The sequence below is a fragment of the Kitasatospora sp. NPDC092039 genome (genome assembly GCF_044756065.1).
Lineage (GTDB): Bacteria > Actinomycetota > Actinomycetes > Streptomycetales > Streptomycetaceae > Kitasatospora.
This window is the reverse complement of record NZ_JBIVSD010000004.1, coordinates 119415-141493: the sequence shown is the minus strand read 5'-3', so window position 1 is coordinate 141493 and position 22079 is coordinate 119415. Positions and strand designations below refer to the sequence as shown.

At 71.7% G+C, this 22079-nt stretch carries 22 protein-coding genes and 1 riboswitch; of the genes, 11 read left to right on the top strand and 11 right to left on the bottom strand.

Annotated features, from left to right (window positions below; all coding sequences use genetic code 11):
- Nucleotides 1–89: 89 nt before the first annotated feature.
- Entirely contained in the window at nt 90–1472 is a 1383-nt protein-coding gene (locus ACIQI7_RS10215; RefSeq protein WP_401107167.1) for a pyridoxal phosphate-dependent decarboxylase family protein, read from the top strand.
- A 62-nt stretch (nt 1473–1534) separates the two neighbouring features.
- Here the strand turns inward: ACIQI7_RS10215 and ACIQI7_RS10210 are convergent, their stop codons facing one another.
- Nucleotides 1535–2398 carry a GNAT family N-acetyltransferase gene (locus ACIQI7_RS10210; protein WP_401107165.1) on the bottom strand — a complete coding sequence of 288 codons (864 nt, stop codon included), beginning with the start codon at nt 2396–2398 and terminating at the stop codon, nt 1535–1537.
- Nucleotides 2399–2641: 243 nt separating this feature from the next.
- Here ACIQI7_RS10210 and erpA point away from each other — a divergent pair, with 243 nt between their 5' ends.
- Nucleotides 2642–2995, top strand: a complete 354-nt coding sequence (gene erpA / locus ACIQI7_RS10205) for an iron-sulfur cluster insertion protein ErpA (protein WP_049651846.1) — start codon at nt 2642–2644, stop codon at nt 2993–2995.
- Nucleotides 2996–3062: 67 nt separating this feature from the next.
- Here erpA and ACIQI7_RS10200 read toward each other — a convergent pair whose 3' ends face one another.
- Both ACIQI7_RS10200 and ACIQI7_RS10195 read right to left on the bottom strand, forming a co-directional pair.
- Nucleotides 3063–3752 (bottom strand): hypothetical protein, encoded by a 690-nt coding sequence (locus tag ACIQI7_RS10200; protein ID WP_401107163.1) that lies wholly within the window; start codon nt 3750–3752, stop codon nt 3063–3065.
- A gap of 126 nt (nt 3753–3878) precedes the next feature.
- Nucleotides 3879–4088 (bottom strand): hypothetical protein, encoded by a 210-nt coding sequence (locus ACIQI7_RS10195; RefSeq protein ID WP_401107161.1) that lies wholly within the window; start codon nt 4086–4088, stop codon nt 3879–3881.
- A 273-nt stretch (nt 4089–4361) separates the two neighbouring features.
- Between ACIQI7_RS10195 and ACIQI7_RS10190 the strand changes: the two genes are divergently transcribed.
- Complete coding sequence (locus ACIQI7_RS10190; RefSeq protein ID WP_401107160.1) at nt 4362–5339, top strand: carbohydrate kinase family protein; 978 nt, start codon at nt 4362–4364, stop codon at nt 5337–5339.
- Here ACIQI7_RS10190 and ACIQI7_RS10185 read toward each other — a convergent pair.
- Nucleotides 5332–7002 (bottom strand): cysteine desulfurase/sulfurtransferase TusA family protein, encoded by a 1671-nt coding sequence (locus tag ACIQI7_RS10185; RefSeq protein ID WP_401107158.1) that lies wholly within the window; start codon nt 7000–7002, stop codon nt 5332–5334. The two genes, ACIQI7_RS10190 and ACIQI7_RS10185, sit on opposite strands and share 8 nt — an antisense overlap.
- Nucleotides 7003–7371: 369 nt before the next feature.
- On the opposite strand from ACIQI7_RS10185, the gene coxB reads away from it, so the two are divergent.
- The 4 genes from coxB to ACIQI7_RS10165 all read left to right on the top strand — a co-directional run bounded on the left by coxB (nt 7372) and on the right by ACIQI7_RS10165 (nt 11860).
- A complete protein-coding gene (coxB, locus tag ACIQI7_RS10180; protein WP_387748827.1) occupies nt 7372–8226 on the top strand; it encodes a cytochrome c oxidase subunit II in 855 nt (284 codons plus the stop codon).
- Nucleotides 8223–9998 carry a cytochrome c oxidase subunit I gene (gene ctaD / locus ACIQI7_RS10175; protein WP_401107155.1) on the top strand — a complete coding sequence of 592 codons (1776 nt, stop codon included), beginning with the start codon at nt 8223–8225 and terminating at the stop codon, nt 9996–9998. The genes coxB and ctaD overlap by 4 nt, the downstream gene beginning before the upstream one ends.
- Entirely contained in the window at nt 9998–10414 is a 417-nt protein-coding gene (locus ACIQI7_RS10170; RefSeq protein ID WP_188297376.1) for a cytochrome c oxidase subunit 4, read from the top strand. Before ctaD ends, ACIQI7_RS10170 begins: the two co-directional genes overlap by 1 nt.
- A 189-nt stretch (nt 10415–10603) precedes the next feature.
- Complete coding sequence (locus tag ACIQI7_RS10165) at nt 10604–11860, top strand: Ig-like domain-containing protein (RefSeq protein ID WP_401107154.1); 1257 nt, start codon at nt 10604–10606, stop codon at nt 11858–11860.
- Between the two features lie 29 nt (nt 11861–11889).
- Here the strand turns inward: ACIQI7_RS10165 and ACIQI7_RS10160 are convergent, their stop codons facing one another.
- The 5 genes from ACIQI7_RS10160 to ACIQI7_RS10140 all read right to left on the bottom strand — a co-directional run bounded on the left by ACIQI7_RS10160 (nt 11890) and on the right by ACIQI7_RS10140 (nt 16721).
- A complete protein-coding gene (locus ACIQI7_RS10160; protein ID WP_401107151.1) occupies nt 11890–12261 on the bottom strand; it encodes a GntR family transcriptional regulator in 372 nt (123 codons plus the stop codon).
- 120 nt (nt 12262–12381) lie between these two features.
- Nucleotides 12382–14046 (bottom strand): cytochrome bc complex cytochrome b subunit, encoded by a 1665-nt coding sequence (locus tag ACIQI7_RS10155; RefSeq protein ID WP_387748836.1) that lies wholly within the window; start codon nt 14044–14046, stop codon nt 12382–12384.
- Nucleotides 14043–15095, bottom strand: coding sequence for a Rieske 2Fe-2S domain-containing protein (locus ACIQI7_RS10150; protein WP_387748838.1), 1053 nt, complete (start codon nt 15093–15095; stop codon nt 14043–14045). The genes ACIQI7_RS10155 and ACIQI7_RS10150 overlap by 4 nt, the downstream gene beginning before the upstream one ends.
- 8 nt (nt 15096–15103) lie before the next feature.
- On the bottom strand, nt 15104–15913 hold the full coding sequence (locus tag ACIQI7_RS10145) for a c-type cytochrome (protein WP_387748840.1): 810 nt from the start codon (nt 15911–15913) through the stop codon (nt 15104–15106).
- Between the two features lie 187 nt (nt 15914–16100).
- Nucleotides 16101–16721, bottom strand: a complete 621-nt coding sequence (locus ACIQI7_RS10140) for a heme-copper oxidase subunit III (RefSeq protein WP_049651835.1) — start codon at nt 16719–16721, stop codon at nt 16101–16103.
- A 396-nt stretch (nt 16722–17117) separates the two neighbouring features.
- Between ACIQI7_RS10140 and ACIQI7_RS10135 the strand changes: the two genes are divergently transcribed.
- From ACIQI7_RS10135 to ACIQI7_RS10125, 3 genes are all read left to right on the top strand, one after another.
- Entirely contained in the window at nt 17118–17543 is a 426-nt protein-coding gene (locus ACIQI7_RS10135; RefSeq protein ID WP_387748842.1) for a hypothetical protein, read from the top strand.
- Between the two features lie 117 nt (nt 17544–17660).
- Nucleotides 17661–18737, top strand: coding sequence for an anthranilate phosphoribosyltransferase (gene trpD, locus ACIQI7_RS10130; RefSeq protein WP_401107146.1), 1077 nt, complete (start codon nt 17661–17663; stop codon nt 18735–18737).
- 110 nt (nt 18738–18847) lie between these two features.
- Nucleotides 18848–18966: riboswitch (SAM riboswitch) on the top strand.
- A 51-nt stretch (nt 18967–19017) separates the two neighbouring features.
- Nucleotides 19018–20382 carry an aminotransferase class V-fold PLP-dependent enzyme gene (locus tag ACIQI7_RS10125; RefSeq protein ID WP_401107144.1) on the top strand — a complete coding sequence of 455 codons (1365 nt, stop codon included), beginning with the start codon at nt 19018–19020 and terminating at the stop codon, nt 20380–20382.
- Nucleotides 20383–20385: 3 nt separating this feature from the next.
- Here ACIQI7_RS10125 and ACIQI7_RS10120 read toward each other — a convergent pair whose 3' ends face one another.
- Together ACIQI7_RS10120 and ACIQI7_RS10115 are read right to left on the bottom strand one after the other, a co-directional pair.
- The gene (locus ACIQI7_RS10120) at nt 20386–20667 is read right to left on the bottom strand and encodes an Lrp/AsnC family transcriptional regulator (RefSeq protein WP_049651832.1); all 282 of its coding nucleotides are present in this window, start codon (nt 20665–20667) and stop codon (nt 20386–20388) included.
- Complete coding sequence (locus ACIQI7_RS10115; protein ID WP_401107141.1) at nt 20664–21491, bottom strand: rhomboid family intramembrane serine protease; 828 nt, start codon at nt 21489–21491, stop codon at nt 20664–20666. The genes ACIQI7_RS10120 and ACIQI7_RS10115 overlap by 4 nt, the downstream gene beginning before the upstream one ends.
- 201 nt (nt 21492–21692) lie before the next feature.
- Between ACIQI7_RS10115 and ACIQI7_RS10110 the strand changes: the two genes are divergently transcribed.
- Nucleotides 21693–21956, top strand: coding sequence for a hypothetical protein (locus ACIQI7_RS10110; RefSeq protein ID WP_387748850.1), 264 nt, complete (start codon nt 21693–21695; stop codon nt 21954–21956).
- Nucleotides 21957–22079: the final 123 nt, after the last annotated feature.

The window sequence follows — 22079 nt, the reverse complement described above, 5'->3', positions numbered from 1 at the left end:
CGCTGCTTACGCTGATCATGTCCGGCCGTCGCGGTGAAGCGTCCCGCCGACCGGGCGCCCCCCGACACCCCACGCCGAGAGGGACAGCCGTGTCCGCAGCACCCGACCGCATGCACCGGCCCGACAACGACCTGGTCGACCTGGTCTTCGACTACATGCGGGAGCGGCTGCAGTACGACCCCGTCCCGCTCGACCACCCCGGTGACGGCGAGCACCTGCGCGCCCAGCTGGCCGGTCTGCTGAACCAGCACGGCAACGACCCGGTCGACGTGCTCAAGCTGTACGACCACGAGCTGTCCCGGGCGGTCATCTCCGCCGACAGCCCGCGCTACCTGTCCTTCATCCCGTGCGCCCCGACCAAGGCCGCGCTGCTGTTCGACATGGTCGTCTCCTGCGCCTCCCTGCAGGGCATCTCCTGGCTGGAGGCGGCCGGCGCAATCGCCGCCGAGAACCAGGTGCTGCGCCTGATCGCCGACCGCGCGGGCCTGCCCCAGTCGGCCGGCGGCACCTTCGTCTCCGGCGGCTCGGCGGGCAACCTCTCCGCCCTCGTGGTCGCCCGCGACACCGCCCGCCGCCGGCTCGCCAGTGAGGGTCGACCCAGTGGGCCGGAGGCGCGGCTGCGGATCGCGGTCGCCGACCAGGTGCACTCCTCGGTCAAGAACACCTTCAACATCATCGGCGTCGAGGCCTTCAAGGTCCCGACCGTCGACCGGCGGTTCACCGGCGAGGCGCTGCGCGCCGCGCTGGCCGCCGACCCGAACCCGGAGACGGTGATCGCCGTCGTCGGCACCGCCGGCACCACCAACGAGGGCATCGTCGACGACCTCAAGGGCCTGGCCGAGGTCGCCCGCGAGCGCGACCTCTGGTTCCACGTCGACGGCGCCTACGGCGGCGCGGGCCTGTTCGCCCCCTCGGTGCGCGAGCGCTACGAGGGCATCGAGCACGCCGACTCCTTCGTGGTCGACCCGCACAAGTGGCTGTTCGCCCCCTTCGACTGCGCCGCGCTGATCTACCGCAACCCGCAGCTCGCCCGCGCCGTGCACACCCAGGACGCCTCCTACCTGGACGTCCTGCACACCGAGGGCGACGAGTGGAACCCCACCGACTACGCCTACCACCTGACCCGGCGCGCCCGCGGCCTGCCGCTCTGGTTCTCGCTGGCCGTGCACGGCGTCCAGGCCTACACCGACGCCATCGAGGCCGGCCTCACCCTGGCCCGGGAGACCGCCCAGCTGATCCGCGAGACCGAGCACCTGGAGCTGCTGTTCGACCCGCAGCTGTCGGCGGTCTGCTTCAAGCGCAAGGGCTGGACCAACGACGACTACTACCGCTGGTCGCAGCAGCTGCTCGCGGACCAGATCGGCTTCGTCACCCCCACCGGCTGGGACGGCGAGACGGTCGCCCGCTTCGCCTTCCTGCACCCGGGCACCACCATGGAGATGGTCCGGGAGATCCTGGACACCATGGTCTGATCCCCCTGAGCTCCGGACGTACGGCCCCCGCCCCGGCGGGGGCCGTACGCGTTCCCGCAGGCCTAGAGGAACGCCCCGCTCGGCAGGTAGGGCGTCGGCGGCCGCATCCCGCGCACCCCGACGAAGCCGCCGGCCCGGGGCGTCAGCCCGACCTCCAGCCCGACGTCCAGCGCCCACTCCTGCTCCGCGGTCAGGTGCTCCACCCGCGCCTCGACCCCGTCCGGCACCCGGGCCAGCGCCTCGCGCAGCAGCCGGGCGGCGATCCGCTTGCTGGTGGCGGCGAGCAGCCGCACCACCCCGCCGTCCCGGTAGCAGTAGCCGCTGCCGGCCAGCGCGTCGGCGATCAGCAGCTCCTCGAAGTGGCCCAGCATCAGCTCGTGGTCCGGCCCGTGCGCGGACCCGCGCAGCCGCCGGTCCACCGAGTCCAGCAGGTGCAGATGGGTCGCGTTGCCGCGGTGCACCGGGATGTCCCCGGGGTCGAGCAGCCCGTCCCGGTCCACCCGTCCGGCCAGCCGCATCGCCGGGTGCAGGGTGAACCCGGCCAGCCGGTAGCGGCGGGCCGCGGCCGGGGAGTCCGCGGCGCAGACCATCCCGCGCAGGCAGCCCCGGGAGTGCGCCGCCGCCCGCTCCAGCAGCAGTCGCCCGACGCCCTTGCCCTGCGCGGACGGCCGGACGGCGTAGAGCGAGGGCGCCCACAGGCCCTCCCGGCGGATCGACAGCACCGCCCCGACCGGCTCGCCGGCGCTCTCCGCCAGCCAGCAGCCCCCGGGGTCGGTGCGCGCCAGGTGCCTGGTCCGGGCCAGCCGCAGGGGCGTCGGCTCCGGCGCCGCCCCCGCCGGGGCGGAGGCGTCGGCGAACGCCGCGTCGGCGAGCTCCCGGACGGCCTCCGCGTCCGCGGCGGTGTCCCTGACCGGGCGAAGGATCATGAGGACCATCCTGGCGCCCGGCGGCCCGCCGCGGGGCCGCTTCGCCCGGATCGACGGCTCGGGCGGTGACCCGTCCTCCGGCGGTGTGCGAGCATGGGGAGGGTAGGGGCCCGGGTGGCACACCCGGCCCACGGATAACCAGCCGCGACACGCCCCAGAAATCCATCGCCGCCCGGGAAATGAAACCGGACGGCCGTTGGTTGGCACTGGCGGCAGACCGTCGTCAAGACCGGGAGAAAGCAGATGACCGTCCAGGACGAGACCACCGTCGAGAGTGGCATCCTCCTTACCGATGCCGCCGCGGCCAAGGTCAAGGCCCTGCTGGAGCAGGAAGGCCGCGAGGACCTCGCGCTGCGCGTCGCCGTCCAGCCCGGCGGCTGCTCCGGCCTGCGTTACCAGCTGTTCTTCGACGAGCGCTCGCTCGACGGCGACGTGATCAAGGACTTCGACGGGGTCAAGGTCGTCACCGACCGCATGAGCGCCCCGTACCTCGGTGGCGCCACCGTCGACTTCGTCGACACCATCGAGAAGCAGGGCTTCACCATCGACAACCCGAACGCCACCGGCTCCTGCGCCTGCGGCGACTCGTTCAGCTAAGCCCGCTGCGGAAGGCGGCCCCGGGGATCACCCCGGGGCCGCCTTCCGTTGTCCGCCCGCGGCGCGCCTACCGCCCGGCGACGTCCGGGGTGACCGGGTCCGGCCCCATGTGCGGATCGCCCTCCAGCGGCAGCTCCTGGCCACTGGACTTGTCGACCACCGTCCGCCCGGCCAGTGGCGAGCGCAGGTCGGCCGAGACCGACTGCCGCTTGGCCAGCGCGTTGCACACCTGCCCCGGCTGGACGGTGGGCGGGCCCGGCACGACCAGCACGTCCACCCGGCCCGGCTGGGACTCGTCCGCCTTCAGCGCGTACTGGGTGCAGACCCCGCCGAAGAAGTAGACGGTCAGCTTGGTGGTGCCGTCCACCCGGTAGGCGACCGGCGGACGGGCGGGCGCGTCCGAACCGTTCGGGTTCGGCTCGCCCACCGCGATCCCGTTGCCCGGGGGAGTGGCGGGAGCCGGCTGCCCGGGCGCGGGCGAGGCCGGGGTGGGCGTGAAGCCGGTCGGCGGCTGGGCCGGCTGCGCGGCGCCGGAGGAACCCCCCGTCGGCGCCGCCGAGGAGGGGGTCGCGGAGCCGGCCGGGGCCTGCGGGGAGGCGCTCGCCGAGGCCGACGCGGCGGCCGAACCGCCCGCCGCCGAGTCCGAGGCGGTCTTGCCGCCGCCGTCGCAGCCGGCCACCGTCACCACCGCCGCCAGCGCCAGACCCGCCAGGGCCACCGCCCGCCGACCGCGCCGGGGCATCGTCTCCAGATCCATCTGCACATCCTCCCGAGGACTCAGCGGTGCCGCCGCCTCGGCCGCTCCGCGCGGATGTGACGTGCTCCGGTCGGATCCGGTTCCGTACCGGCCCATCCGGTACGGCGCGGCCCTTACGGTCCGGGCTCAGAAGCCGTACTCGGCCATCCCGGCCACCACCCGCAGCGCGCCGGAGGGCACCCGGACCCCGGCCGGCGCGGGGGCGACGGGCTCCGGGCCGGCCGCGACCTGCGGCCAGAACCGGCGCAGCCGCCGGGAGGAGTCCACCAGGGCGTCGAGCGTCTCGCCGTCCTCGCTCCGCAGAGCGGGCAGGGCGGCGCAGTGGTCGGTCATCATCGGGCATCGCTCCGATCCAGGGCCGTGGCCACGCTGCCACGGTCGACGACGGGCCCGTGCGACGGGCCCTCCAGGGCCGACCCTAGGCAGGGGCCCGGCCGCCCACCAGTGCTACCGGGAGGTAGTACACATTCGAGGGCAACGGGTGCCACCATGGCCGTGCGGGCGGCAACTTGCGGCACTCCTGCCTGGGCGCTCCCCGGCGCCGGGTACCGTAGGTGGGTTCATCCCCGCCTGCCCGTTGGCCCCGCCGCCATCCTGAGGAGACCTTCCGTGCGTATCGCCGTCGCCGGCTCGATCGCCACCGACCACCTGATGACGTTCCCCGGCCGGTTCGCCGACCAGCTCGTCGCCGAGCAGCTGCACACCGTGTCGCTGTCCTTCCTGGTCGACACCCTGGACATCCGCCGCGGCGGCGTCGCGCCGAACATCGCCTTCGGCATGGGTGTGCTCGGGCTTCGCCCGGTCCTGGTCGGCGCCGCCGGCGCGGACTTCGCCGAGTACCGCAGCTGGCTGGAGCGCAACAACGTGGACTGCGACTCCGTCCACATCTCCGAGACCCGGCACACCGCGCGCTTCATGTGCACCACGGACGAGGACCACAACCAGATCGCCTCGTTCTACACCGGTGCCATGGCCGAGGCCCGCAACATCGAGCTGAAGCCGATCGCCGACCGCGTCGGCGGCCTGGACCTCGTCCTGATCGGCGCCGACGACCCGCAGGGCATGGTCCGCCACACCCAGGAGTGCCGCACCCGCGGCTACGCCTTCGCCGCCGACCCCTCCCAGCAGCTGGCCCGCCTGGAGGGCGACGACATCCGCGAGATCGTCGACGGCGCCGCGTACCTCTTCACCAACGAGTACGAGGCCGCGCTGATCGAGAGCAAGACCGGCTGGGGCGCCGAGGAGCTGCTCACCCGCGTCGGCACCCGGGTCACCACCCTAGGCAGCAAGGGCGTCCGGATCGAGCGCAAGGGCGAGGAGCCGATCCTGGTCGGCTGCGCCAAGGAGGAGGCCAAGGTCGACCCGACCGGCGTCGGCGACGCCTTCCGCGCCGGCTTCCTGGCCGGCCTGTCCTGGGACCTCGACCTGGAGCGCTCCGCCCAGCTCGGCTGCATGCTCGCCACCCTGGTGATCGAGACCGTCGGCACCCAGGAGTACGAGCTGCGCCCGACCGCCTTCCTGAAGCGCTTCGAGGCGGCCTACGGCGCCGAGGCGGCCGCCGAGATCGGCGCGCACCTGGTCAAGTAGTCCGCCGGACGACGAGGTAGGCCGAGCCCCGGTCGCCGCCGTACTCGGCGGCCGGGGCCTCGCCCGCGTACTCCTGCCCGCGCATCTCGCACCAGGCCGGGATGTCCAGGCGGGCCGCCTCGTCGTCCGCCAGCACGGCGACCGTGCCCCCCGGCGGCACCTCGCCGATCCGCTTCGCCAGCTCGATCACCGGCAGCGGGCACCGCTTGCCCAACGCGTCGATCACTGTGACTCGCCCGCTCGCTGTGACTCGCCCGCTCGCTGTGACTCGCCCGCTCGCTGTGACTCGCCCGCTCGCCTCCGGGCGCTCGGACCCGGTGCCGACGTTCCTCGCTCCGGCACTCCCTCCTTCGTCGGTCGCTTGTCGCTCCTCGCTCTCGGCACCGGCGCGCCCTTCGGCTCGGGGCGGGTGGGCGACTCGCTCGCTCGCCTCCGGGCGCTCGGACCCGGTGCCGACGTTCCTCGCTCCGGCACCGGCGCGTCCTTCGGCTCGGGGAGGGTGTGACCGGGCCGGTTCCGCCGCCTCCGGCGCGGGCAGGTCCAGCCCGAGCGGTGCCCGGACGCCGGCCACCAGGTCGGGCAGCACCGCGAGGAAGCGCTCCACGTCGGCCTCGGCCGTCCCGTACGGCAGCGACACCCGGACGTTCCCCTCGGTGAGCACCCCCATCGCCGCCAGCACGTGGCTGGGCGTCAGCGTGGACGAGGTGCAGGAGGAGCCGGAGGAGACCGCGAAGCCCGCCCGGTCCAGCTCGGTCAGCAGCACCTCCCCGTCCACGTACAGGCAGGAGAAGGTGACGATGTGCGGCAGCCGCCGCACCGGGTCGCCGACCACCTCGACCTCGGGCACCAGCCGCGGCACCCGGGTGCGGATCCGCTCCACCAGCGCGTGCAGCCGGGCGTTCTCCTGCTCGGCCTCGGCCCGTACCGCGCGCAGCGAGGCGGCCGCGGCCACGATCGCCGGGACGTTGACGTAGCCGGGCACCCGGCCGCCCTCGCGCTCGTCGGCCGGCAGCGGCGAGGCGTACCGGACGCCCTTGCGCACCGCCAGCACCCCGACCCCCGGCGGCCCGCCCCACTTGTGGGCGCTGGCGGTCAGCAGCGACCAGCCCGCCGGGACGTCCGTCCGGCCGGCGCTCTGCGCCGCGTCGACCAGCAGCGGGACACCGGCCCCGGCGCACAGCTCGGCGACCTCGCCGAGCGGCTGCACCGTCCCGACCTCGTGGTTGGCGCTCTGCACCGCGGCCAGCGCGGTGTCCGGGCGCAGCAGCGCGCCGAACGCCGCCGGGTCGACCCGGCCGCCCCGGTCCACCGGCGCCACCGACACCTCGCCCCCGGCGCCCTGGTGGCGCTCGGCGACGTGCAGCACGCTGGAGTGCTCCACGGCGGAGTGCACGAAGTGGCCGCCGCGCCGCCGGTTGCCGGTCAGCGCGCCCAGCAGGCCGAGCTGGACGGCCTGGGTGCCGCTCGCGGTGAAGGCGATCTCGTCCGCCCGGGCGCCCAGCACCGCGGCGACCGTCTCGCGGGCGGCGTCCAGCAGCATCCGGGCCTGCCGGCCGGAGCGGTACAGCCGGGCCGGATCGGCCCAGCCCTCGTCCAGGGCGGCGGTCAGTGCCTGCCGCGCGACGGGGTGCAGAGGGGCCGTCGAGGCCGCGTCGAAGTACACGGTCACATTTAACGACACACCCGGCCCGTGGTCCGGCCCGTCCGCGCGGCTCACCCACCGTCAGTCGATCATCCCGAATGTCCGCTTCGTCCGCGTCCGACGGGCCGTCACGGGCGTCGTCCGAGGTCATCCCCCGATCGGGCGTACGGACCTCGAATGCCTACGATGACCTGCGACGCAGCCCCCACCGGGCCTGATCGGGCTAGCGGGCGGCGCGTTACCGGGGGCTGCCCGTCAGGAGCGCATAAGGCTGGAGTAGGGTTTGGCCCGCATAAGCATTCAAACCGTGCCCGTGGACGGGTCGCCGGGGAGGCTCACACTCCTCCCCGGGGCGACGCGAAGGCGGGCGAGACTTCGGGAAGGCGCTACGTGAGTCCCAACGGCTCCGACCGCTCGCCGCGGCGCACGATGCGGCGGAAGCTGCCTCAGGCGCTGGCACTGGGCCTCGTCATCGCGACCGCCACCGGCTGCTCGGCCAACGACCTCCCCAGGCTTGGCCTCCCGAGCCCCGTCACCAAGGAAGGGCCGATGGTCCTCCAGATGTGGCAGGGGTCCTGGATCGCGGCGCTGGTGGTCGGCGTACTGATGTGGGGTCTGATCATCTGGAGCGTGGTCTTCCACCGCCGCAAGCGCACCGGTGTGGAGATCCCCCCGCAGACCCGGTACAACGTGCCCATCGAGGCGCTCTACACCGCGGTCCCCATCATCATCGTCTCGGTGCTCTTCTACTTCGTCGCCCGCGACGAGTCGAAGCTGATCGCCACCTCCGAGAAGCCGCAGCACTACGTCAACGTGGTCGGCTTCCAGTGGAGCTGGGCGTTCAACTACGAGAACACCGAGACCCCCGACCCGGCCAACAAGGACGCCGCCTACGAGGTCGGTACTCCCAAGGACGCTCCGACGCTCTGGCTGCCGGTCAACGAGACGGTTCAGTTCCGCCTCACCTCGCGTGACGTCATCCACGACTTCTGGCCCGTCAACTTCATGATGAAGATGGACGTCGTGCCGGGCGTGGTGAACAAGTTCGAGGTCACGCCGACCGTCAAGGGCGAGTACATGGGCAAGTGCGCCGAGCTCTGCGGCGTCGACCACTCGCGCATGCTGTTCAACGTCAAGGTCGTCGACCGCGCCGACTACGACAAGCACCTGGCCGATCTTCGCGCCAAGGGCCAGAACGGTGCGGTGCCCTCCGGCCTGATCAGCATGGGAAGTGAAGAGAAGTGACAATCCTCAACGAGCCCGCCGCGGCCGGCGGGGGCGCCGAGGCCGTCACGGTCGGGGCGCAGCGGACCCGGAAGCCGGGTTCGACCATCATCAAGTGGCTGACCACCACCGACCACAAGACGATCGGCACGCTGTACCTGGCCACGTCGTTCGCCTTCTTCCTGATCGGCGGCATCCTCGCCCTGGTCATGCGCGCCGAGCTGGCTCGTCCTGGGACCCAGATCCTGTCGAACGAGCAGTTCAACCAGGCGTTCACGATGCACGGCACGATCATGCTGCTGATGTTCGCGACGCCGCTCTTCGCCGGCTTCGCGAACTGGATCATGCCGCTCCAGATCGGCGCCCCGGACGTGGCGTTCCCGCGTCTGAACATGTTCGCGTACTGGCTGTACCTCTTCGGTTCGACGATCGCGGTCGCGGGCTTCCTGACCCCGAACGGCGCCGCCAACTTCGGCTGGTTCGCCTACTCCCCGCTGTCGGACGCGGTGCACTCGCCCGGCATCGGCGGCGACATGTGGATCATGGGTCTGGCCTTCTCCGGCTTCGGCACGATCCTCGGTGCGGTCAACTTCATCACCACGATCATCTGCATGCGCGCGCCCGGCATGACGATGTTCCGGATGTCGATCTTCGTCTGGAACGTCCTGCTGACCTCGGTGCTGGTCCTGCTGGCCTTCCCGGTGCTCGCCGCCGCGCTGTTCGCCCTGGAGGCGGACCGCAAGTTCGGTGCCCACGTCTTCGACCCGGCCAACGGCGGGGCGATGCTCTGGCAGCACCTGTTCTGGTTCTTCGGCCACCCCGAGGTGTACATCATCGCGCTGCCGTTCTTCGGCATCGTGTCGGAGATCATCCCGGTCTTCAGCCGCAAGCCGATGTTCGGCTACTCCGGCCTGATCGCGGCCACCATCGCGATCGCCGGTCTGTCCGTGACGGTGTGGGCGCACCACATGTACGTCACCGGACAGGTGCTGCTGCCGTTCTTCTCCTTCATGACCTTCCTGATCGCGGTCCCGACCGGTGTGAAGTTCTTCAACTGGGTCGGCACCATGTGGAAGGGCTCGCTGAGCTTCGAGACCCCGATGCTCTGGACGGTCGGCTTCCTGGTCACCTTCCTCTTCGGTGGTCTGACCGGTGTCCTGCTGGCCTCCCCGCCGATCGACTTCCACGTCTCGGACTCGTACTTCGTCGTCGCCCACTTCCACTACGTGGTCTTCGGCACCGTCGTCTTCGCGATGTTCGCCGGCTTCCACTTCTGGTGGCCGAAGATGACCGGCAAGATGCTGGACGAGCGCCTCGGCAAGATCACCTTCTGGACGCTGTTCGTCGGCTTCCACACCACCTTCCTGGTGCAGCACTGGCTCGGCGCGGAGGGCATGCCCCGCCGCTACGCCGACTACCTGAACTCGGACGGCTTCACCACCCTGAACACCGTCTCGACCGTCGGCTCCTTCGTGCTGGGCCTGTCGATCCTGCCGTTCCTCTACAACGTCTGGAAGACCGCCAAGTACGGCGAGAAGGTCACCGTGGACGACCCGTGGGGCTTCGGCCGCTCGCTGGAGTGGGCCACCTCCTGCCCGCCGCCGCGGCACAACTTCCTCACCCTTCCGCGGATCCGCTCCGAATCCCCGGCCTTCGACCTCCACCACCCGGAGATCGCCGCGCTGGACTACCTGGAGAACCACGGCGAGCCGGCCAAGCACCTCGCCGGCGTGACCCCGGCGAAGTACGACGCCCCGCAGCTGGGCAAGGGCAAGAAGGAGGGCGACGCCTGATGAAGGAACAGGGAAAGATCTTCCTGGGCCTGTCGGTCTTCGTGCTGGCGATGGCCCTGACCTACGGTCTGTGGACCAACCACTCGGACCTCGGCATCGAGGCCGCCGGCACCACCGCGCTGTTCCTGGCCTTCGGCCTCTGCGCGTTCATCGGGTACTACCTCGCCTTCACCGCCCGCCGGGTGGACAGCGGCGCGGGTGACAACCCCGAGGCCGAGGTCGCGGACGACTCCGGCGAGCTGGGCTTCTTCGCCCCGCACAGCTGGCAGCCGCTCTCGCTGGCGCTCGGTGGCGCTCTCGCCTTCCTGGGCGTGATCTTCGGCTGGTGGCTGATGTTCTGGGCCGCCCCGATCATCCTGATCGGCATCTTCGGATGGGTCTTCGAGTTCTACCGGGGCGAGAACCAGAACCAGTAGGGTTCCCGCTTCCGGCACCAGGGCCGGTCCTCCCGCACGGGAGGGCCGGCCCTGCTGCGTGCCCGGCCTCCCACTGCGTCCCCGGGATGACGGCTTCACTCCGGCGGGTGAACCGGAAGTCCCCCGGATGTCGCTTCGTCAAGGGCGTTCCTACGATCTGATCAATCGTGCGAACCCTCGGAGGCGGTCATGGCCGACAGGCGTGGAATCGCAGCTCTCGGCGGCATCTCGCTGGCCCTCGCGGTACTGGCCCCGCTGTCCGCCTGCACGGCCGGGGACGACGAGCCCGTCGGACCGCACCGGATCGACGCGGCCCCGCTGGTCCACCTCTCGGCGGAGGGCAAGGCCGACCCCTCCCAGCCGGTCACCGTGACCGCCGTCCAGGGCAGCCGGCTCACCGACGTCACCGTGGTCGGCCCGGACGGCCGGGTGGTCGCCGGGAAGCTCGCCGAGGACCAGTCCAGCTGGCAGACCACCGGCCGACTGAAGGCCGCCACCTCGTACACGGTGCGGATCTCCGCCGACGACGGCAAGGGCGGCCGCGGTGACACCACCGCGAGCTTCAGCACCGTCGCCGCCCAGCGCCTGCTCACCGCCAAGCTGGGCCCGGACTCCTCCGGCAGCGGCGTCTACGGGGTGGGCCAGCCGCTCACCGTGCAGCTCTCCGAGGCGGTGAAGGATCCGCAGGCCCGCCAGGAGGTCGAGCGCGTCCTGACCGTCGGCTCCCAGCCCTCCGTCACCGGCGCCTGGTACTGGGTGGACGACAAGAACCTGCACTTCCGCCCGCAGGACTACTGGCCGGCCGGCACGACCGTCTCGCTGGCCTTCGACGGCACCGGCAGCCGGATAGCGGACGGCCTCTACGGCGGCGACCGCAGCGCGCTGAAGCTGCGGATAGGCGAACGGGTGGAGTCGGTGATCGACGCGGCCGCCCACGAGCTCACCCTGAAGCGCGACGGCGAGGTGCTGCGGACCATCCCGGTCACCACCGGCAAGCCCGGCTTCGACACCCGCAACGGCGTCAAGGTGGTGCTCGGCCAGGAGCGGGCGGTCCGGATGAACGGCGAGACCATCGGGATAGCCGCGGGCAGCACGGAGGCGTACGACCTCGACGTGCTGTGGGCCACCCGGGTGACCTGGAGCGGCGAGTACGTCCACGCGGCGCCCTGGTCGGTCGGCTCGCAGGGCGTCGACAACGTCAGCCACGGCTGTACCGGCATGAGCACCGAGAACGCCCAGTGGTTCTACCAGCACACCCGGGTGGGGGACCTGGTGACGGTGGTGAACAGCCGTGGCGCCGTGATGGAGCCCTTCGGCAACGGCTTCGGGGACTGGAACGTCGACTGGACGGACTGGGTCAAGCACAGCGCCTCCGGACAGCCCGTCAGCACCACCGCACCGCCTTCCCAGGCCCCCGCCTCGGGGATGATCCGTCCCGAGCTCTGACGGCCCCCGGAGGGCCGCTCCAGGGCCCGTCAGTCCCGCGGGTACGCCAGCCGCAGCGCGGTCTCCACGGCGGCCAGGGCGTCCGAGCGGGAGACGCCCAGGCGGCTGACCCGGGCGGCGTACTCGGCGGCGGCCTCGGCGGCCAGCCGGTGGGCGGCGTCCCCGGTGGCGGCGATCAGCGTCCCGCGCCGGCCGTGGGTCTCCACCACGCCGTCCGCCTCCAGCTCGCGGTAGGCCCGGGCGACGGTGCCGGCGGCCAGCCCCAGCTCCTCGGCCAGGGCCCGCACGGTGGGCAGCCGCAGCCCGGTCGGCAGCTCGCCGGAGCGGGCCCGCTCGGCGATCTGGGCGCGGATCTGCTCGTACGGGGGAGTGGCCGAGGCGGGGTCGACGGAGAGCTGCACGGTGGCCTCCTGGTGGCGCGGTCGGGTGCGGGGCTTGGCACGTACGGGAAAGGCCGAGGGCCGCCGACCAGAAGAACTCTGGTCAGCGGCCCTCGGGGTGACGCGGTGGTGCCTACGGGATCAGTGGTGGCCGTGGCCGCTGGTGATCTCGTGGTGCTCCTCGGCGGTCGGCTTGGGGATCTGGCCGCCCTCGCCGTAGAAGCCGCGGGAGAGCTTGGCCCGGGTGCGGGTGAGGACGCCGGCCTTGCGGGCCACGCCGTTCTCGTCCGTCTGGGCCGGCAGCTCGACCGGCTGGATCTGCTCGTGCGCGGTGAGCTTGTACAGGTCCTGCTGCGGCAGCTGGGCGTGCACCTCGACGAACTCGCCGTGCGGCAGGCGCTTGATGACGCCCGTCTCGCGGCCGTGCAGCACCTTCTCCTTGTCACGGCGCTGGAGGCCGAGGCACCAGCGCTTGGTGATGATGAAGACGAGGACCGGGACGACGAACATGCCGACGCGGACGAAGTACGTCACCGAGTTGATCGACAGGTGCAGGTGGGTGGCGAACAGGTCGTTGCCACCGGCCGCGAGCAGGATCAGGTAGAGGCTGATCCAGGCGGCGCCCAGCGCGGTGCGGACCGGGGCGTTGCGCGGACGGTCCAGGATGTGGTGCTCGCGCTTGTCGCCGGTGATCCAGCCCTCGATGAAGGGGTAGGCGGCGATCGAGACCAGCACCAGCGGGAAGACGACCATCAGCGGGACGATCACGCCCAGGTTGAGGGTGTGGCCGCCCCAGACGCTGATCTCCCAGCCCGGCATGATGCGGATCAGGCCTTCGGAGAAGCCCATGTACCAGTCGGGCTGGGCGTCGGTGGAGACCTGGTCCGGACGGTACGGGCCGTACGCCCAGATCGGGTTGATCGTGGCGATCGCCGAGACGACCGCGATCAGGCCGAAGACCAGGAAGAAGAAGCCACCGGCCTTGGCCATGTAGACCGGCATCAGCGGCATGCCGACGACGTTCTTCTCAGTCTTGCCCGGGCCCGCCCACTGGGTGTGCTTGTGGTAGAAGACCAGGATCAGGTGCGCGACCAGCAGGCCGAGCATGATGCCGGGGATCAGCAGCACGTGGATGGTGAAGAACCGCGGCACGATCTCGGTGCCGGGGAACTCGCCGCCGAACAGGAACATCTGGATGTACGTGCCGACCAGCGGCGTCGCCAGGACGGCGCCCTCCATGAACCGGATGCCGGTGCCGGAGAGCAGGTCGTCGGGCAGCGAGTAGCCGAAGAAGCCGTCGAACATGCCGAGGACCAGCAGCAGGAAGCCGAAGACCCAGTTGATCTCGCGCGGCTTGCGGAACGCGCCGGTGAAGAAGACGCGCATCATGTGCACGAACATCGCCGCCACGAAGACCAGGGCGGCCCAGTGGTGGATCTGGCGGATCAGCAGACCGCCGCGGATCTCGAAGCTGATGTCCACCGTCGAGGCGTAGGCCTCCGACATCGGGATGCCCTTGAGCGGCACGTACGAGCCGTCGTAGACGACCTCGGCCATCGAGGGCTTGAAGAACAGCGTCAGGTAGACACCGGTCAGGATGATGATGATGAACGTGTAGAGGCAGATCTCGCCCAGCATGAAGGACCAGTGGTCCGGGAAGATCTTCCGCAGGTTGGCCTTGGCGAGGGAGTAGATCCCCAGCCGGCCGTCAGTCCAGTCAGCCGCGGCCTCCCACTTGTTGGCGGGCTTGGCGCGCGTGCTGGAGGGCTTGGCGGCACCGGTCGTGGTGCTGCTCGCGCTACTCATCGAGCACGCTCCCAGTAGCTCGGGCCGACGGGCTCCGCGAAGTCGCCGGTGGCGACCAGGTTGCCCTTCTCGTCAGTGGTGATCTTCAGCTGCGGCAGCGGGTGGCCGGCCGGGCCGAAGATGACGCGGGCGCCGTCCGCCAGGTCGAAGGTCGACTGGTGGCAGGGGCAGAGCGCGTGGTGGGTCTGCTGCTCGTACAGGCTGATCGGGCAGCCGACGTGGGTGCAGATCTTGGAGTAGGCGAGGATGCCCTCGAAGCCCAGCTCCTTGGACTTCTCGTCCTTGATGTCCTCGGGCGCGATGCGGACCAGCATCAGGGCGTCCTTGGCGATCCGCTGCTGGAAGTCCTCGTCGTGCGTGGACAGGCCCTCCGGCATGGCGAAGGTGAGCGAGCCGACGACGATGTCCTCGGGCTTCATCGGCTGCATGGTGTTCATGTTGACCAGCGGCAGCGGCTTGGCCTCGGTCGCCTCCTTCCAGCCGGTCTCCTTGAGCTTCTTCTCGGGCAGCGGGCCGAGGTCACGGAGCAGGACCACGCCGGAGAGCGGGACCAGCGCCATGGAGCCGATCAGGGTGTTGCGGATCATCTTGCGGCGACCGAAGCCGGACTCGGCGGCACCGGTCTTGAACTGCTCGATGACGTCGGCGCGGACCTCCTCGGAGGCCTCGATCGGGTGGCGCTCGGCCGGGATCTCGACGTCCGACATCAGGGTGCGGGCCCAGTGGACCGCGCCCGCGCCGATCATGAACAGCGCGACGCCCAGGGTCAGGCCGAGCGCGAAGTTCAGCGCGCTGACGTGACCGAGCGGGAAGATGTAGACGATCTTGTCCGGGTCGATGGCCACGTACGAGGCGATGAAGCCGACGGTGGCGAGCATCGAGACCACGAACATCAGCGAGACCTGGCGCTCGGCGCGCTGGGCGGCCCGCTCGTCGATGTCGGTGCGCCGGGGCTCGTGGGCCGGCAGGCCCGGGTCGGCGAACGGGCTGCCGTGGTCGGCCACCTCGCCGGCGGAGCCGTGCGGCTCCGGGAGCTTCTCTTCTGACATGTCGTGGCTCATGACTTCTTGGCCTTGGTGGTGTGGGCGGCGACCCAGATCGCGACCGCGATGAGCGTGCCGAGGCCGAAGATCCAGCCGAACAGACCCTCGGTCACCGGACCGAGGCTGCCCAGGGTGAGACCGCCGGGGTTGGGCTCATCGTTGGTGGTGTGGCGGACGAAGGCCACGATCTGCTTCTTCTGCTCCTCGGGCATGGTGGTGTCCGGGAACGACGGCATGTTCTGCGGGCCGGTCTGCATGGCCTCGTAGATGTGCTTGGCGTCCACGCCCTCCAGCGACGGGGCGTACTTGCCCTTGGTCAGGGCACCGCCCTGGCCGGCGAAGTTGTGGCACTGGGCGCAGTTGGTGCGGAACAGCTCGCCACCCTTGGAGATGTCCTCGGGGTTGGTCGAGGTGAACTGCTCCTCCTTCGGGGTCACCGGGCCGGGGCCGAGGGAGGCGACGTAGGCGGCGAGCTGGTCGATCTCGGCCTGCGTGTAGATGTTCTTCTTGCGCGGGACCTGGGCGCCGGGCTGCTGGGCGGGCATGCGGCCGGTGCCGACCTGGAAGTCGACAGCGGCGGAGCCGACGCCGACCAGGCTCGGACCGTCACTGCTGCCCTGGCCGTTCAGGCCGTGGCAGGAGGAGCAGCCCACGGCGAAGAGCTTCTTGCCCTCATCGATCGCGAGCGACTGCGCGGCGACGTCGGCCTGCGCCTTGTCGGCGGGCGCGAACGCGGCGTACAGCCCCCCGGTTGCCGCCAGGGCGAGAAGTAGGACGACCAGCGCCGCCAATGGGTGGCGCCGTCGTGCGGAGAGCTTTTTCACGGAATAACCCCGGTGTCAGGATCTGGTCGACTGGTGGGTGCACCCGGCGGCCGGTCTGGCCGGCACGAGGCTGCCTGTCTAGGGCTGCGCGCGCGGTCGGTCGGTGGGAGCGTCGGCACCGGCAGAAGCGGCCCGTCGCCGGTGAGGGCGGGGGCCGCAGCCGGTGGCCAGCGACCTGATCAGCTGGTTACTTGATCAGGTAGATGGTCGCGAACAGGCCGATCCACACGACGTCGACGAAGTGCCAGTAGTACGACACGACGATCGCGGCGGTGGCCTGCTCGTGCGTGAAGCGCTTGGCTGCGTACGTCCGTCCCAGGACCAGCAGGAAGGCGATCAGACCACCCGTCACGTGCAGCCCGTGGAAGCCGGTGGTCAGGTAGAACACCGTGCCGTACGGGTCGGAGGACAGCGAGAGGCCGTCCTTCTTGACCAGCTCGGTGTACTCGAAGACCTGGCCGCCGATGAAGACCGCGCCCATGGCGAACGTGAGGATGAACCACGCCCGGAGCTTCTTCACGTCACCGCGCTCGGCAGCGAACACGCCGAGCTGGCAGGTGAGCGAGGAGAGCACCAGGATCGTGGTGTTGACCGAGGAGAAGGGCACGTTGAGGGCGTGGGCCTTCTCGGTCCAGAACTCCGGCCCCTTGACGGAGCGGAGCGTGAAGTACATCGCGAAGAGGGCCGCGAAGAACATCAACTCGGAACTGAGCCAGACGATCGTTCCGACGCTGACCATGTTCGGCCGGTTGACCGATCCGTGCGCGTGCCCGGTTTCTACTGCTGTTGCTGTCGCCACGACGGACATTATGTCGGTCCCTTATTCCGTCTTCACGTCGGGGGGTGTCCCTCGGAGTGTCCGGTGCGTGCGGTATGCCCGCTTGGGGGGCGACCGGGTGTCCGGACGGGGGCTGAGCAGCGGCGTGTCCCTTTTCTGACGGTTCCTCGGAGGGGCCCGCGACCCCGTTGCCCGGCGCGTCGTTGCCCGGTCGGAGTAGCCGTAGGAGGTAGGGGAGCGGGCGCCGGGTCGGCCGTACGGGTGGACCGGGCGGGGTCGGGTGACGGGCCGTCCTCCGGGCGGGTGAGCCCCGGGCGCGGCGGTTCGGGGAGGAACGTGCGCGAGGGGGGCTCGGCGGCGGGTGATCCGGAGTAGCATCCGGATCAGGCGAACGTGGTCCGGATCACACTTGAGGGAGCAGGGCCCATGGCGTACACGACCGATGAGACGCTCACCGTCCTCGTCTACAGCGACGACCGCAATACCCGTGAGCAGGTGCTGACGGCGCTCGGCCGCCGGCCCGCCGAGGATCTTCCGGAACTGTCCTACCTGGAGTGCGCGACCACCCCCGCGGTGCTCAAGGCGCTGGAGAAGGGGGGAGTGGACCTCTGCGTGCTGGACGGCGAGGCCGTCCCGGCCGGCGGGCTGGGCCTCGGGCGCCAGCTCAAGGACGAGATCTACGGCTGCCCGCCGGTGCTGGTGCTGATCGGCCGGCCGCAGGACTCCTGGCTCGCCGCCTGGAGCCGGGCGGACGCCGCCATCTCCCACCCGGTGGACCCGGTGGCGCTGGCCGAGGCGGCCGCCGTCCTGCTGCGGGCGAGGGTGGCGAAGCGGACTCCGGCCGTCCGCTGAAATCCGCCCGGCAACTAGAAAAGACGGGGTTAGAAGCGACCGCTTCGCTCGATAGGCTGGCTCCATCCGTACGGACGTCCCCCCGGAGCGGGGAACCGACAACAGCTGGAGTCAGCCATGGTGAACGTGAACCCTGCGAACGGCGGTAGCGACCCCGCGCAGGTGGTCCGCACCTGGCCGGACATCCTGTCGGCGCTGCTGCAGGGGGAGGACCTCGACCGCTCGTCCACCGCGTGGGCGATGGACCGGATCATGAGCGGCGAGGCGTCCCCCGTCCAGGTGGCCGGGTTCATGGTCGCGCTGCGGGCCAAGGGCGAGTCGGTCGAGGAGATCGCCGGCCTGGTCGACGCGATGTACGAGCACGCCGAGCCGCTGGACATCCCCGGCCCGGCGGTGGACATCGTCGGCACCGGCGGGGACCGTGCGAAGACCGTCAACATCTCCACCATGTCGGCGATCGTCGCGGCGGCCGCCGGCGCCAAGGTGGTCAAGCACGGCAACCGGTCGGCCTCCTCCACCAGCGGCTCCTCGGACGTGCTGGAGAAGCTCGGCGTGGCGCTGGACCTCTCCTCCCGGAGGGTCGCCGAGGTGGCCGAGGAGGTCGGACTCACCTTCTGCTTCGCGGCGAAGTTCCACCCCTCGATGCGGCACGCCGCCACCGCGCGGCGCGACCTCGGGGTGCCGACCGCCTTCAACATCCTCGGTCCGCTGACCAACCCGGCCAAGGTCACCGCGCACGCCATCGGCTGCTTCGACACCCGGCTGGCCGGGCTGATCGCCGGGGTGCTGGCCCGGCGGGGCGCGACGGCGCTGGTCTTCCGCGGCGACGACGGGCTGGACGAGCTGACCATCACCACCACCTCGCAGGTGTGGCTGGTGCGCGACGGGGTGGTCACCGAGACCGTCTTCGACCCGCGGGACGTCGGCATCGAGCTGGTCGGCATCGAGGCGCTGCGCGGGGCGGACGCCTCGTACAACGCCGAGGTCGCGCGGCGGCTGCTGGCGGGGGAGCACGGGCCGGTGCGGGACGCCGTCCTGCTGAACACGGCGGCCGCGCTGGTCGCGCTGGACCTCGGCGACGCGCCGCTGGACGAGCAGCTGGCGGCCGGCATGGAGCGGGCCGCGAAGGCGATCGACTCGGGCGCCGCACAGGACCTGCTGCGGCGCTGGTCGGAGGCCACGAGCCGGATCTGAGACGGCAGTTGGGGAGCCCGGGCCGGGTACGCCGGCCCGGGCTCCGGTGCTGTCCGCATGCTGGATGCCCGTTTGACCGCCCGCTGGGACGCGGCCTAGAGTCTTCGCCAGGTCATGAGTGACAGCGACAAGCCCCAGCTTGCTGTCCGGCAACCCTCCGTCCGTGGCGGGGTGCCCTGGGTGAGGACCGGGTCGCCACGGCAGATCGTCCGTGCGACAAGCGCGGACACCCGACGACTGGCACTCCCGGGGTCCCTTACCCCCGAAGGAGTGCATCCCCATGTCCCTCGTCACCGAAGTCCTCTCCCCGCTCCCGGTCCTCGGCGCCGACGTCCAGGTCCCGCTCGCCGGCGGTGAGAAGGTCGGCTACGCGGCGCTCGACTACGCGGCCAGCTCGCCGGCGCTCCAGCGGGTGTGGGACGACGTCGCCGCGTACGCGCCGTACTACGGCAGCGTCCACCGCGGGGCCGGGTACCTCTCCCAGCTGTCCACCGACCTGTTCGAACAGAGCCGCCGCACCGTCGGCGAGTTCCTCGACCTGCGCGAGGGCGACCAGGTGGTCTTCACCCGGGCCACCACCGACTCGCTCAACCTGCTGGCCGCCGCCGTCCCGGCCGGCACCCGGGTGTTCGCCTTCGAGACCGAGCACCACGCCTCGCTGCTGCCCTGGGCGCACGCCGGACTGGACGTCAGCTACCTGCGGGCGCCGCGCTCGCGGGCCGAGGCCGTGGCCGCGCTGGACGCCGCGCTCGCCGGGGCGCCCGAGGGCCCCAAGCTGCTCTGCGTCACCGGCGCCTCCAACGTCACCGGCGAGCTGTGGCCGGTCGCCGAGCTGACGGAGACGGCGCACCGGCACGGCGCCCGGGTGGTGCTGGACGCCGCCCAGCTGGCGCCGCACCACCGGGTCTCGGTGCGCGAGCTGGACGTCGACTGGGTCGCCTTCTCCGGCCACAAGATCTACGCGCCGTTCGGCGCCGGGGTGCTGGCCGGCCGGGCGGACTGGCTGGACGAGGCCGAGCCGTACCTGGCCGGCGGCGGGGCGACCAGGACGGTGGCCCGGGAGGCCGACGGCTCGGTGGCCGTGCAGTGGCACACCGGGCCCGCGCGGCACGAGGCCGGCTCGCCGAACGTCATCGGCGCCTACGCGATCGCCTCGGCCTGCCGGGCGCTGACCGAGGCCGGGTTCGACGCGCTGGAGGCCCGCGAGCAGCAGCTGATCGCCCGCCTGACCGCCGGCCTCGCCGCGATCCCTCAGGTCAAGGTGCTCAATCTGTTCGGGGAGGGCTCGGCGCGGGTCGGCGTGCTGTCCTTCGTCGTCCGGGGCTGGAACAGCTCGCACTTCTCGGCCGCGCTGTCCGCCGAGTACGGCATCGGGGTGCGCGACGGCCTGTTCTGCGCCCACCCGCTGGTGCGCACGCTGCTCGGGGACGAGGACGTAGCCCCGTCCGAGTGCGGGGCGCCCGATCCCTCGCTGCCGGGCGAGCGCAGCCTGAACGCGATCCGGGTGAGCTTCGGTGCCGGGACGCCGGACGAGCACGTCGACCGCTTCCTCACCGCCGTCCGGGAGCTGGTCACGGACGGCGCGGCCTGGAACTACCGCAACGAGGGCGGCCGCTGCGTCGCGGACACGCAGCGCGAGGGCTGAGCGCTACTCGTCCAGGCCGAGGGCGAAGGCGGCCTCCAGGTCGTGCTGGGAGTAGGTGCGGAAGGCGATCTGGGTCTCGGTGTGGGCCACACCCGGGACCTTGTTCAGCCGGCCCGGGATGACCTCGGCCAGGTCGTCGTGCCGGCGCACCCGCACCATCGCCACCAGGTTGTAGCCCCCGGTCACCGAGTAGACCTCGCTCACGCCGTCGATGGCGGCGATGGACTCGGCGATCTCCGGGATGCGGTCGACACTGGTCTTGATCAGGACGATGGCGGTGATCACAGTTCGGGCTCCTTTGTGAGGTGCCGCCAGCGTATCGGGCGTCCGCCGGGTCGTCGCGGGGGGTGGCGGACCACGGTGCAGGCGTAGAGGAACCCTGCCGAGAAGCCGATCACGTGGACCAGGTACGCCACCCCGGGCCCGGCCGAGTGCACCGACCACCACTGCAGGGCGAACCAGAGGCCGAGCACCAGCCAGGCCGGGAAGCGCAGCGGCAGGAAGAGCAGCAGCGGGACGAGGGTGGTCACCCGGGCCCGGGGGTGGAGGCGCAGGTAGGCGCCGAGGGCGGCGGCGATCGCGCCGGAGGCTCCGATGAGCACCTGGGTGGAGTTCGGCGAGTGCGCCTCGGCGAGCGCGAAGCCGTACGTGGTCAGGCTGCCGGCGGCCAGGTAGAAGACGGCGAACCGGGCCCGGCCCAGCCGCCGTTCGACGGTGGGGCCGAAGACCTGGAGGAAGAGCAGGTTCCCCAGCAGGTGCAGCCAGCCGGCGTGCAGGAAGAGCCCGCTGAGGACGGACAGGGCCGGGTGCTTGCCCGGGGTCGGCGCGGCCGGGCAGCCGGGCACCGGGTCGGGGGCCTCGGCCAGCTGTCCGGCGGTCAGCGGCCGTCCGGCCAGCACCTCGGCCGGGATCGCGCCCCAGCGCTGCTCGTACCGCTGCTCGGCGCAGACCCGGGCCTGGCCGGTGCCGTACAGCGGGTTGAGGCCCGCGGCCGGGCCGAGCAGGAAGACCAGGGTGTTGAGCGCGATCAGGGCGTAGCTGACCACCGGGATCGTCGCCGCCGGGCGGCCGCCCCGGGCCGCGGTGGGGTCCGGGACCGCGAGCGCCATGCGGCCAAGCATCCCTCCGGGCGCCGCGGGTGACACGGCGGTTTACGGCAGGTGGACCAGCCCGGGTGTTCGGGCGACCGGTGGTCGCGATGGTTGCCCCAGGCAATAGGCTTGGGGCGGGCATTCCCGCCTCCCGCCGCCGATGCCGGGGCTCCGGGGGGAGCGCCTAGCCCACGCAGGGACCACCCGAGAGGACCCCCGATGACCGTCCCCGCCCTGACCGCCGAGACGCGCTGGCGCTGCACCCTGTGCGGCAACCTCACCCGCTTCGACGTGACCCGCACCGCGCGGGTGACCGAGTTCCTGCACTTCGACCTGGCCGGCGAGTCCAAGGTCGAGGAGACCGAGGTGCTGAGCGAGACCGTCGAGTCGGTGCGCTGCCGCTGGTGCAACGCGGTGGACCAGGTCGAGCTGGTGGCCCGTCCGGGCGCCGAGGGGGCGCAGGCCCCCGCCGAGCAGGGCTGATCCCCGTCGCCGCGGCGGGCGGGTGCACGGCGCACCCGTCCGCGCCGCACGGGACAATACAGAACAAGACGCACGGCGCGTGACGACAGGGGGCGGCCGCGGCCGTGCCCCGCTGGACCAGGA